This window comes from Nostoc sp. ChiVER01 (assembly GCF_034531155.1).
Classification (GTDB): Bacteria; Cyanobacteriota; Cyanobacteriia; order Cyanobacteriales; family Nostocaceae; genus Nostoc.
This window is the reverse complement of record NZ_JAVRBS010000003.1, coordinates 439685-452035: the sequence shown is the minus strand read 5'-3', so window position 1 is coordinate 452035 and position 12351 is coordinate 439685. Positions and strand designations below refer to the sequence as shown.

General features: G+C 41.1%; 10 protein-coding genes and 2 pseudogenes. 3 read left to right on the top strand and 9 right to left on the bottom strand.

Features of this window, described 5'->3' with window-relative positions:
- Positions 1–139: 139 nt before the first annotated feature.
- On the bottom strand, positions 140–481 hold the full coding sequence (locus RMY00_RS06560) for a hypothetical protein (RefSeq protein ID WP_322646761.1): 342 nt from the start codon (positions 479–481) through the stop codon (positions 140–142).
- A 387-nt stretch (positions 482–868) separates the two neighbouring features.
- On the opposite strand from RMY00_RS06560, the gene RMY00_RS06555 reads away from it, so the two are divergent.
- The gene (locus RMY00_RS06555; RefSeq protein WP_322646760.1) at positions 869–1309 is read left to right on the top strand and encodes a hypothetical protein; all 441 of its coding nucleotides are present in this window, start codon (positions 869–871) and stop codon (positions 1307–1309) included.
- 35 nt (positions 1310–1344) lie between these two features.
- Here the strand turns inward: RMY00_RS06555 and RMY00_RS06550 are convergent, their stop codons facing one another.
- From RMY00_RS06550 to petB, 5 genes are all read right to left on the bottom strand, one after another.
- A complete protein-coding gene (locus RMY00_RS06550; RefSeq protein ID WP_109012294.1) occupies positions 1345–1716 on the bottom strand; it encodes a hypothetical protein in 372 nt (123 codons plus the stop codon).
- 81 nt (positions 1717–1797) lie between these two features.
- Positions 1798–2979: a glycosyltransferase gene (locus RMY00_RS06545; protein ID WP_322646759.1), complete on the bottom strand. Its 1182-nt coding sequence runs from the start codon at positions 2977–2979 to the stop codon at positions 1798–1800.
- 477 nt (positions 2980–3456) lie between these two features.
- Complete coding sequence (locus tag RMY00_RS06540; RefSeq protein WP_109012771.1) at positions 3457–3900, bottom strand: ATP-binding protein; 444 nt, start codon at positions 3898–3900, stop codon at positions 3457–3459.
- Positions 3901–4258: 358 nt separating this feature from the next.
- A complete protein-coding gene (gene petD, locus RMY00_RS06535) occupies positions 4259–4741 on the bottom strand; it encodes a cytochrome b6-f complex subunit IV (protein ID WP_273768441.1) in 483 nt (160 codons plus the stop codon).
- 258 nt (positions 4742–4999) lie between these two features.
- A complete protein-coding gene (petB, locus tag RMY00_RS06530) occupies positions 5000–5647 on the bottom strand; it encodes a cytochrome b6 (protein WP_100900603.1) in 648 nt (215 codons plus the stop codon).
- 526 nt (positions 5648–6173) lie between these two features.
- Here petB and ctpA point away from each other — a divergent pair.
- Positions 6174–7418 (top strand): carboxyl-terminal processing protease CtpA, encoded by a 1245-nt coding sequence (gene ctpA / locus RMY00_RS06525; protein WP_322646758.1) that lies wholly within the window; start codon positions 6174–6176, stop codon positions 7416–7418.
- Between the two features lie 372 nt (positions 7419–7790).
- Positions 7791–8471, top strand: a complete 681-nt coding sequence (gene aroQ / locus RMY00_RS06520; protein WP_322646757.1) for a gamma subclass chorismate mutase AroQ — start codon at positions 7791–7793, stop codon at positions 8469–8471.
- Positions 8472–8528: 57 nt separating this feature from the next.
- Here the strand turns inward: aroQ and RMY00_RS06515 are convergent.
- The 3 genes and pseudogenes from RMY00_RS06515 to RMY00_RS06505 all read right to left on the bottom strand — a co-directional run.
- Positions 8529–10127, bottom strand: a pseudogene (locus tag RMY00_RS06515) (ATP-binding protein); the annotation flags it as partial.
- Positions 10111–10584, bottom strand: a complete 474-nt coding sequence (locus tag RMY00_RS06510; RefSeq protein ID WP_322646755.1) for a hypothetical protein — start codon at positions 10582–10584, stop codon at positions 10111–10113. The pseudogene RMY00_RS06515 and the gene RMY00_RS06510, both read right to left, overlap by 17 nt.
- Positions 10585–10648: 64 nt before the next feature.
- A pseudogene (locus tag RMY00_RS06505) lies at positions 10649–12184 on the bottom strand (ATP-binding protein); the annotation flags it as partial.
- Positions 12185–12351 lie beyond the last annotated feature (167 nt).

Genomic DNA, 12351 nt, shown 5'->3' with positions numbered 1-12351 from the left:
GATCGGCACAGTTAAAATAGACTAAGCTAATCGGCAAAAAGTGAAATAGAATTTTGGAGCTATAAGTCAGGAGCCTTTTGTATCATGGCTCCTGACTTTCATAACTACAGGTATGCAAAGTAAATGCATATCTAGCTTATTACTTACGTTGAAAGCTACTGGACACAAAAATTTTGTATCCAACATACACTAACACTGCCAAAAGTGCCAGACTAATTACAGATGCAACCAGTTTAAACACTGCTTGCAGCATTGCCAAGCCTACTAGCACCGTCACACCCGAAACTACCAGCTTTTTTGTTCCAGATAAACTGTTGAACCAAATCTGAAATCGCTCCAGTTGCAAATTAAATTTGGCAAAAACAGATGCCTCAGTCTGTCTTTGTTCTTGTGGTTGGGGAACCACTTCCGGCGAAGAATTAATATCTGCCTCTAGCTTATTGAGGCGACGCTGCAAGTCTTCTTCTCTTTGAGGATTCATCAATCTTTTCTACCTCAGCTAGGTCACTTATTCCACAACAGACCAACCAAATTATATTTTTGGTGGTTGTCTTAGTGATTTTAGCTAATGTCTGTGTATGCAATACCTTTCTAGGCACTAAAAATTATGATGATTTTTGGAATCTTAACGTACTACGGATTGAAGTATAAAATGTAGAGTAGAAAATTTTAGTGTAAAAGCGCCACCACTATATAAATAAACTTGCATAGTTAATGGTCTTTATACCCATCGGATCTTCACAAAAAATCCTTAAATGAATGGTATTGCTTTATACGGCAGATTTTGGAACCAAGATAGATTGTTGCCGTCTATTAAATCAGACGATATAACAATACTGCTCTAAAAAAATTTGGAGCATTAATAAAAATGAAAACGCTTAGGCTACTTACAATTGTTCCTACAGCTTTGGCGATGAGTTTGGTTTTCGCCCAGACTAATCTGGCACAGACACCAAAAATCCAAATTAATCGGAATCTCCAAGCAGATCCACTGATTTTGAAGGGAAAGTCTGGGGGAACTGTCAAAAGTAATTGTGGCAATATTACCACTGAACCTAATCACGTTATCCAGGTTACAGAATCACTACCTTATTTGCGATTAACAGTAGAGAGTGAAGGAAAGCCAACGCTATTGATCGATGGGCCTGGGGGGCGTTTTTGTGTAATGGCAGATAAATATTCTGGAGGCAAGCCAGAACTTTCTGGTTTCTGGCAAGCAGGAACATACTCGCTGTTTGTAGGCGACCAGTCCCAAGGAAATCCAAACTTTAACTACATCCTCTCAATCTCGCAAGAAACAAAGAAATAGTTATTGGTCATTAGCAAAGGACAAATGACTAATGACTAATCTTCCAGTGATTTGCCTGGGATTTCGACAGCTTTGACATCAATTGTGCCTTCTGGTGTGAAGCGTTGAAAATGACTATTTTGTACCAACAGTGACTCTCCACAGTTAGGACACTGCAATTGACTGTTATTTAAACCTGTAAATTCATATCGACAGACGGGACACTGATCAGCAACTAAGTTACGTTGCAGCCACCAACGAAAGCCAAAAAAAGCCACAATGGGTGCTAAAAACAGCAACCCGACAATAATTAGTAACGAATTAACCAGCCAACCCAAGCCCAGTGATGCTAGCAACCAAATAACTGCCAGCAGGGTAAGCCAAGGGCGGAGATTTAAAAGATTCAATTGAAATGACTTAAAGCTCATTTTTTAAATATTGTCCTGCTCTCCTTCTAGGATAGCGATTTTAGTCATTTGTTATTGTCATTTGTCATTTGTCATTTGCACTCAAATAGACTTCACTACTGAGGATAGAAGAATTTTTTGTAAGTGCTGTTGAAAGGCATCTATGCCAAACATAGCGATCGCTTGTTCTCGTAGCCACTCTCCATTACATCGCTGATCATTCCCTTGAAGCATTTCTATACAAGCCGTTGCTACCGCATCAGGACTGCGGTGCGGGACTCGCCATCCCAGTTTACCATCTTGCAAAGGATCAGCTGAACCATCGTCGTCACCGGATAATACAGGTACTCCACAAGCCATTGCTTCTAAATAAACTATGCCAAAGCCTTCTTGTGAAGGCATAATATAGGCATCAGCAAGGCGGTAATGTTCCATTAATTCTTCTGTGGCAACAAAACCAGCAAATACGACGCGATCGCTCACACCTAAATCTTCTGCAAGTTTAGCTAATCGCGGTTGGTCATCACCGCGACCAATTACTAAATATTTCACTTCTGGGAAAACTTGAGCGATTTGTGGTAATGCCCGAATCGTTACATCTACACCCTTGTAAATATCCCCTGACCATAACCGCGCTACTGTCATTAACACCTTAGCATCAGTTAAGCCATACTTCTTTTCTAATTCTGGCTGCTTGGAACCAGGAGTAAATTTATCACCGTCAATTGCACAAGGCATCATTTGTACAATGTTCGGGTTTAGATTATTGGCAGCACAAGCGCGATCGCGGCTGTAACGACTAATTGTCCAAATTCCAGCTGCTGATGTCAGGGCGCGACGTTCTTGATTTTTGAGCGGTTCCCAGACTTCTTTGCCGTAAGTTAGCACTGTGTAAGGAATCCCCAAGGGCTGGCAAAGAGTTTGTATTAGTACTCCTAAGTTAATGTGACCGCAAAAAACTTGTTCTGGACGGTTTAGCAACAGACACTTAAGTAATGCTGCTGCCATTTGCAATCTCCCCACATAAGGAGACTGATTTTTAAAGTAATGAAATTTTAAGTTCTTGTCTTTAAACGGATTTAAGCTATCAGGATTATCTCGCAGCAAAAAGACTTCCGCTTTGTAGACTTGGCTCAATCCCAAATAAGCGCGAAAAATATCTTTTATATATGATTGAATACCGCCTTCGTGGGCAAAAATTTCTAAAAACACGAAGACATGATTAGTTTTTTTGTTAATTTTATCACCTAACTTAAGGTTTTCTGTCACTGTAGTGATATGCATGTTAGGTTATTTACACTTGCGGTAAGGGTGCGATTGCACCGCTTTTTAACCGCTCTAAATCTGTTTTTACCATTGTTTTCTACCAGTTATTAAATCCAGGGTTCCCAATGGGCTATTCCATGAATCGGTTACAAAATTGGGAGCCGCCAAATTGTAAATTTCTTGAAGACGGCTGACAAATATTAACAAGGGAGCTAGGATAACTCGAATGTTATCTTTACTGTATTTCTTAATTTTTTTTATACAACAATATTTTTTGGCACTTTATAAAATGCTCATAATAAATGAGCGTTTTTACATAAAAAACATATTACCCCAATCCAGATAATATTGAGAAAGCAGTATACTCTTATCAATCAAATAACTATTTATTTAGTCGAAGACCCCTGCCGCTCGTGCTTCTGTTTTGATGTGAGTGGCATTACTTCTCTACCTTACGCCTTTGCTCAAAACCCAAAATTGGCATCAGAAGTATTCTTACTTTTGTGCTTCTTGAGAGTATTTGACGATGAGAAGGCAATTTCTACCATCTGCACCACGTTCGTATACAACCCGATCAGCCAACCGCCGCAGGAGAAACCATCCATAACCGCCTACTTGCAGTGTACCTGGTTCTGGTTCTGCGATCGCATCAGGATTAAAAGGTTTTCCATAATCCCAAATTCTGATCTCTAGTCGGTCAATCCATAGATAAATGTTAATCTCAATGGTTGTTTCCGGGGGTAAAGCATGATGAGCGTGGCGAACAGCGTTAGTAAAGCCTTCTGCTAATGCTAAATTTAGGCGATCAAGTTGTGTTTTTGACCAGCCAAGTTGAGACAAATGTTGCAGACAAAATTGCTCGAACCATTCTTGCACCTGGTTTAGGAGACTGAGTTCGCTCTTAACCGTCAGATGGTCTTGCTGCACTATGCTAAACATTAACTGTGACTTAAATATAAGTAAACCCAAGTTGCTAGTTATTAAATTTTGCACTATTCGCAAAATTTCTTTGATATAGAAAAATTTAAATTGAGATAATCTATGTCCCAAAAGACAAAACATGAAGGATTTTGGCATTTCGAGAATTGTAACTAGCAACTTACGTTAAGTAAGTTAAAAATGTTTGTATTTGATGACTTTTGGTGATTTTAAATTTTGGAATAGCTTTTCCATCCAAAACTTCAGATTCCAGATGCAATCTAAATTATTAAAATTGACGCCTGTAAATTTTTTTCAAAAGCACATTTGCATCTGCTTTTGAAACTCACAGGCGTCAAAGCACTTTGTGGTGACTAATTTAGAATAGTCCCAAGGTTAAAGATTTATCCAATGGCAAGGCAGCACCAATACCCAGCCACAAGGTGACAAGGGTACCAAAGAGGAACACTGTGGTTGCAACTGGACGACGGAAGGGGTTTTGGAACTTGTTAACGTTCTCAATAAAAGGAACGAGGATTAGCCCCACTGGTACGGAACCCATTGCTAACACTCCTAAAAGTTTGTTAGGAAGCGATCGCAAAATCTGGAAGACTGGATACAAGTACCACTCTGGCAAAATTTCCAATGGTGTAGCGAAAGGATTTGCTGGTTCACCGTTCATAGCGGGGTCTAGCACAGCTAGAGCTACAATCGCAGCGAAGGAACCCATGATCACGATTGGAAAGACATAAAGTAGGTCATTAGGCCAAGCGGGTTCACCATAGTAGTTGTGACCCATGCCTTTAGCTAGTTTGGCTCTTAACTGAGGATCGCTCAGGTCAGGTTTCTTTTGTGTTGACATATTGAAATTTGCTCTCCTGCTTAACTTAAATTAAAGCATTTGTGAAAGCTATCAGCTACTAAACAACCCTAACCTTGCGGCTAACAGTATTTGTCTATTTCCGGTTAGCCGCTTGGAGGGTGTCTACAGCTTTAGCCTTCAGATACAGGTGTTTGTTTTTTGAAACTTATGTACAATTAATTTCTTGTGTTTCATAAGTTTAAAACAAACAACTTCATCTGGGAACTGATAAATGTTGCCGAGGGCTAATAGCTGAGATTACAAAGGCCCGGAAATGCCTTGTTTGCGGATCATCAAGAAGTGAAACAGCATGAAGACTGCAATCAACCAAGGCAGTACAAAGGTGTGTGCACTATAGTAACGAGTTAGTGTTGCTTGACCAACACTTGAACCGCCGCGCAGCAGGTCGGAAATCAGAACGCCAACTACGGGAATTGCTTCTGGTACGCCGCTAACGATTTTCACAGCCCAGTAGCCAATTTGATCCCAAGGTAAGGAATAGCCTGTGACTCCAAAGGAGACTGTAATCACAGCCAAGATGACACCACTTATCCAGGTCAGTTCGCGGGGCTTTTTGAAACCACCAGTCAGATAAACCCGGAAGGTGTGCAAAATCATCATCAATACCATCATGCTGGCAGACCAGCGATGAATGGAGCGAATTAGCCAACCGAAGCTGACTTCATTCATGATGTACTCTACAGAGGAGAAAGCTTCAGTAACTGTTGGTCTATAGTAGAACGTCATCGCAAATCCAGTGGCAAACTGGATGAGAAAGCAAACCAGGGTAATTCCACCCAAACAGTAGAAGATGTTGACATGGGGAGGGACGTACTTACTAGTAACGTCTTCGGCGAGTGCCTGAATCTCTAGGCGTTCCTCAAACCAGTCGGAAACGTTGGCCATACAATCTCAAGTTCCTAAAAGTCGGTTGCGGTTGATAAATCTCGAAGTTCTGAATCGGCGACCCAAATTCTGATGGACTCAAGCTTCGGCATCCTGTAAGTTTGCCTTTAGGTTTTCCCGTTCGATAAAGGAAAGGGGTTGCCACAGACTAGGGTAGCAGCAGAATTGTCTACGGACTTCTCATAAGCCACCGTTCAGACTTCTCTCCCAATTAGCAATTTTGGGATTTTAGTAAAGGCGAGTTTTCTTTGCTTATCAGCTTTCAGCGTGCTAAGAGTCTTCAGAAACTTTACACTCTGTAAAGAAGGAATATATTGCGATCTCTTTACGCCCCTGCACAGAAAAAGGTGGACACAAAGTAGATTTTATCCTTTGATGAGTGGATACAACGCATCAGTTGACTGAACAACTTGATGAGAGGAATGCACCACTTCTATAAAAAAAGTAACATAATCGAGAGATAGATTTCATCAACAACAGAGCAAGTGAGCATTTCTAGGCAATTTGGGTTGAGGTGGAATTGATAATGGGGTTCATGAACAAACAAGTCTTTCGGGTTGGATTTTCATTGTTAATGGCGTTTTGGGTGGCATTGGGTACGCTCACCCAGCCGGCGATGGCTTTAACGTCGGAACAAAAGCTGGTTTCGGAAGTTTGGCGAATTGTTAATCGCACTTATCTAGATGAGACCTTTAATCATCAAAACTGGGCGGCTGTGCGGCAAAAGGTTCTAGAGAAGCCACTAAAAGACTCAAATGCCAGTTATGAGGCAATTGGGAAGATGCTTAAGAGCCTTGACGATCCTTTTACCCGCTTTTTAGACCCAGAACAGTACCGCAGCTTACAGGTCAATACTTCTGGGGAACTGACTGGAGTAGGATTACAAATTGCTCTAAATCCTGAGACTGGGAAGTTGGAAGTAGTGGCTCCAATAGCAGGTTCACCAGCAGATAAAGCGGGAATTAGACCACGCGATCGCATTCTCAAAATTGAAGGCATTTCCACAGAAAATCTTACCCTAGATGAAGCTGCGACTAAAATGCGCGGCCCGAGTGGCAGCCTTGTTACTCTCCTCATAGAACGAGACGGAGAGGCAGAAACAGAAATTAGACTGACACGCGATCGCATTGCTCTTAACCCTGTGGTTTCAGATTTACGTGTTTCTCCTGAGGGTACGCCCATTGGCTACCTTCGTCTGACTCAATTCAATGCCAACGCCTCAACGGAATTGGCACACGCTATTTCTAGTCTAGAAAAAAAAGGCGCTGATGCCTACATTCTAGATTTACGAAATAATCCGGGAGGGTTATTACAATCAGGGATTGAAATCGCCCGTCTGTGGTTAGACTCTGGTACTATCGTCTACACTGTAAACCGACAAGGTATTCAAGGTAGTTTTGAAGCCTTTGGGCCACCTCTGACGACCGATCCTCTGGTGATTTTGGTGAATCAAGGAACTGCCAGTGCTAGTGAAATTCTGGCTGGCGCCCTCCAAGATAATGGTCGCGCCCAATTGGTAGGCGAAACTACTTTTGGAAAGGGCTTAATTCAATCTTTATTTGAATTATCAGATGGTTCGGGCTTGGCAGTCACAATTGCTAAGTATGAAACTCCTCAACACCGGGACATTAATAAACTAGGTATTAAGCCAGATAAAGTGATTTCCCAAGAGCCAATTAACCGCGAACAGATTGGCACGGAAGCGGATCTGCAATATCAAGCAGCAATGGAACTTTTGAAGAAAAACTCCGTTGTGGCGGGGAAGGTGTAAAAAGTTAGGAGTTAGAAGTTTACCTTGTTCCCAGTCTCTTACTGGGAACAAGCGAATAAATTCTTATCCGATAGCTCTTGAACGTGCTGCTGCCTATAAATGCCAGCATATCCAGATCGTAAATGCTTTTAGGTAAGCTCTATTTTAGTGCGATCATTCCTCCCATGACGAATTTCACCCTTTATCTTCTCTTCTATTCAGTCTGAAAAATCACCATTAAAACCAGGTTTTCTAAGTAAGGCAACAGCTTTTTGTGCTGAACTTGCTTTTTGTCAGTAACTATGAGATATTCTATCTGAGATTTAAAATACTATATTGCTATCGACTTACTGTAAATTGCTGGTAAGTACTAGAATATATAAGGTTTTTTATATGAATTTAAGTTTTTTCAAAAAGCATCCACTGTTGTTTGTCATAATAATTTTCTTTGGGCTTTTTTTCAGTAGTACAGTAGTTGCTGCCAACTTAAAATTGTATTTAGCTGCTCATAACTCTCGGTCACTACAATCAGCAAATCCTCAAGCTATTACGATTGCAGATCAACAACTACCTGTGAATAAATTACTAAAATTGATCCAGCAACGATTGCTAATTGCACATGATGTAGCCAGGTGGAAATGGAATCACAAACGTCCTATTGAGGATCTGAAGCGAGAACAAGAGTTACTATTAAAGGTTAGGCAACAAGCAAAAACCCATAGTCTAGAACCCGATACAGTTGCAGCATTTTTTAAAGCACAAATAGAAGCAGGAAAACTCATCCAAACGGTTGATTTTCAAAACTGGCAAAAGCAAGGCATTAAATCTTTTCCTAATGTGCCAGACTTAAACCAAACATTGCGACCAGCGTTAGATAAATTAAACACAGAATTTGTCTTTGCTTTAACAGAACTGACTCCTGTTCTGGGTTGTCCGCAGATACGAAAATTAATTCAGTCACGTTCTCAGGTGATTATTCAGGGAGATGGTATTGATCGGCAAGTGCAGAGCCTAGCAATTTCACCCCTGCTGAAATTTCAAAGCGCTTCTTGCAAAGTAGTTTCCTTGCCTTGAGCGTGGCCAGCATGTTTTGTACATCTTCAGAAGTTGTTTATAAACAACAGTAAAAATTTATAACGGAATTTCAATGATAAATTCTGTCCCTTCACCTTTAACAGAGTTAAAACTTAATTTTCCACGGTGGGTTTCTTCAACGATTTGACGAGCGATCGCAAGTCCTAATCCTGTCCCTTTACCGACAGCTTTAGTCGTAAATAAATGGTCAAAAATCTTTTGTTTTACTTCTTCGGTCATTCCCTTACCATTATCAGCAATGATAATTTTTACCAAATCTTCTTCTAGAGAGGTTGTAATTACAATTCGATTGCAATTATCCTGAATATCCTCAAAACTACGTCCATTATTCGATTCTTCCAAAGCATCAATAGCATTGGCCAAAATATTCATAAATACCTGATTTAATTGACCAGGAAAACATTCAATTTGAGGTAGCTTTCCATAGCTTGTAACTACTTCAATCGCTGGACGCTGTTCGTTCGCCTTCAGACGATGTTTCAAAATTAAAATCGTGCTATCAATACCTTGATGTATGTGAAATGGCACTTTATAATCTCTATCAGCACGAGAAAAAGTGCGGAGGCTAGTGCTAATATTTTTTAATCTTTCACACGCCATAGACATAGAATCAATCATCTTAGGCAAATCTTCTAAGGTATAATATAAGTCAATTTCTTCGGCATGTTCAAGAATTTCTTCGCTTTTAATGGGTAAAGTTTCTTGATAAAGTCTAAGATGTTCAAAAATATCAGTAATAGTGGGTTTAGCTTGTTTGAGACTGGCAGCAATGAAACCCAAAGGATTATTCATTTCGTGAGCTACACCAGCAACTAAATTGCCCAGTGCTGACATTTTTTCACTTTGGACTATTTGTAATTGGGCATTTTGTAGGTCGTTTAATGCTTGTTGCAAATCAAGTGATTTTTGCTGCAAGGCAAGTTCTGATTGTTTGCGATCGCCAATATCTCGCATCACAACTACTGCACCGATTTTATTACCCGAAGAATCAACAATTGCTTGTCCGCTTGCTAATAAAATTCTTTTAGAACCATGCTTTGGTGCAATCACCATTTCGGCATTTTCAACGATTTCCCCAAGTAATGCGCGAAACAGAGGAATTTCCGTTTTTGATAGGGGTGTTTGTCCATCCGGTTGATAAAGATCGAAGTGTTCTGTCCATTCTTCTGCTGGTAATGATTCTACTGGTAAGCCATGAAACTCACGAGTTGCTTTGTTAAATAGAGTTAATTTACCACTGGCATCACAAACAACAACCCCATCGGTAATATTGTGAATGATGGCATTCAAGAACTCTCTTTCTTTGGCTAGAGATGCTTCGGCCTCTTTGCGTAAGCGCAGCTCGTCGTAGACATCGCTAATATCAATTACCACGCCATCCCATAGAATTGCACCATCGGCTTGTAGCTCTGGGCGAGAAGCAGCTCGAACCCATTTGACGGTTCCTGAAGGCAGGATAATGCGCCATTCTTGCTCAAATGGTGTGAAATTTTGGGCAGAGTAGGCGATCGCTTCTGCAATAGCTGGTTGATCGTCAGGATGATGCATGGCATTAACACTATACGTTCCTGCCATCACTGACTCTGGCTCTAACTCATATAAGTCAAAACAGCCAGAGCTAACATAAGGTGTTGAAGTTGAACTTTGCAGACTGCAACCGGGGGAGAAATTCTGTCTCTTGGAAAGCCGATCCAGACAAAATGGTGGGATGCTCTGCCAAACCTAGTAAATTTGAAATCACTTGCCAATAAATCAGACAGTAATTAGCCGTTCCCAATTGCTTCAGTTGCACTAAAGCATGGTAGTAAGTGCGTGTATCTTCTTCTAAGTTAGCAAGGGGTTGACCGCACCAAGAAGAAATTAAACAGAAATTGTGAACCGCATATCCAGCATATTCCAGGTTTCCAACTTCTAGCCCAAGGGTATAACTCTCACTCAAGAGGGGTAGCATTTCTTTGAGGTGAGATTTGCGGTGGAGGATATAACTTCCGAGCAGGAAAAATACTTCCAGTTTACTTTCTTTATCATCGAACTTTGCCGCCACATTCAATGCCAACTTTCCAAACTGTGCAGCTAAATCTATATTCTGCATATTACAAAGAACTATACTGTAACAAGCATAGTTAGTAGCAGAAACAGATATATTGCCGTGCCGCAGGAATAATTTGACTAACAACATTATCGCGGTATGCGCCAATAATGAATAGATAACCGCCATTGCTCTGAGACATCAACAGCTTCAGCAAATTAAGCGATGCCGAATCTGCCCATTGCAAATCATCGAGAAACATCACCAACGGATGCTCTGGTGTAGTGAAGACTTGAATAAACTTTTGAAACAGCAGATTGAAACGGTTCTGTGCTGCACTACCCGATAATTCAGCGATCGCCGGTTGTTTGCCAATAATCTGCTCTAGTTCAGGAATCACCTCGATCAGAAGTTGCCCGTTCTCGCCAACTACCGCTAAAATCTTGTTCTGCCATTGCTTTAGTTGAATATCGCTTTCACTAAGCAACTGTCCTATCAAATCACGAAAGGCTTGCACAAAAGCAGATAGAGGAATATTTCGGTTGAACTGGTCGTATTTTCCTTTAATGAAGTAACCATTCCACCGGACAATCGGCTTATGCACTTCATTAACAACTGCGGTTTTGCCAATGCCAGAGAAACCTGCCACCAGCATTAGTTGGCAGCCACCGTTGGCAACATGACCAAATGCTTCCAGTAACGTCTGTACTTCCGATTCGCGTCCGTAGAGTTTTTCGGGAATGAGAAAGCGATCGCTAATATCTCGCTGTCCTAAATCAAACCAGCTATGTTTGCCTGTTTCTCGCCACTGTTCTAGGCAAGTAACGAGGTCATGTTTAAGCCCTAACACACTCTGATATCGGTCTTCGGCGTTCTTTGCCATCAGTTTACGGATAATTTCACCCAGCATCAAAGGCAAATTGGCGTTAAAATCGCAGGCTAAGGGTGGAAGTTTCGCAATGTGGCAATGCACCAACTCCATTGGTTCCTGTGACTCAAAGGGCAGTTGTCCACTTAGTAGTTCAAAGAAAGTTACACCTAATGAATAGAAATCGCTGCGGTAGTCAATGCCCCTGTTCATCCGCCCAGTTTGCTCTGGCGACAGATAAGCTAGCGTTCCCTCCAACCCGTTAGGACTTTGGATCTCTTGGGTTGCTCGTGGTAGAAGCGATGCAATACTGAAGTCAATCAGCTTAATTTGTTTGGTGTCTGGGTGAATTAAAATGTTGGCTGGCTTAATGTCTTTGTGAATGACGCGTTGTTGATGTAATTGGTGTAGCGTGTCTAGCAGTTGCAGAACAATGGGTAAGAATTGCTTTAAGGTCAGTGTTTTTCCTTGAGTAAATTGCCGCAAAGAAATACCACCAAAGTCTTCCATTACCAGGGCATAGCCATTATGATAGGCTTCCAGGCTGTAGGGTTTGATAATGCCAGGGATATCTAAGTTTTTAGCGATGCCTGCGGCGGTAAACAACACATATTGGTTGCGAAACTGTACTAATTCGCTAAAAGTTGGGTATTCTCGTTTTAAGAGCTTGATGACAACTGGTAGGCGATCATATTCTCGTACTGCCCGATACACTTGGGTACGAGAACCTGAATACAGTTGCTCTGAGATTTGGTATCCAGCGATCCTTAAAGTTCCATCAGCTTTTGCGCTCATAAATTTTTACGGGAATTCCTGTGTACTAAAGTTAGAATTCCCAGGACAATATCTTGCTTAACAAATGTTACAAAACTTGCATTTGTCATTTGTCATTGGGTATTGGGGATTGGGGATTGGGCAAGAGAGAGGGAGTTAAAACTTAGACTTTGAGCCTCAAAAGGTCA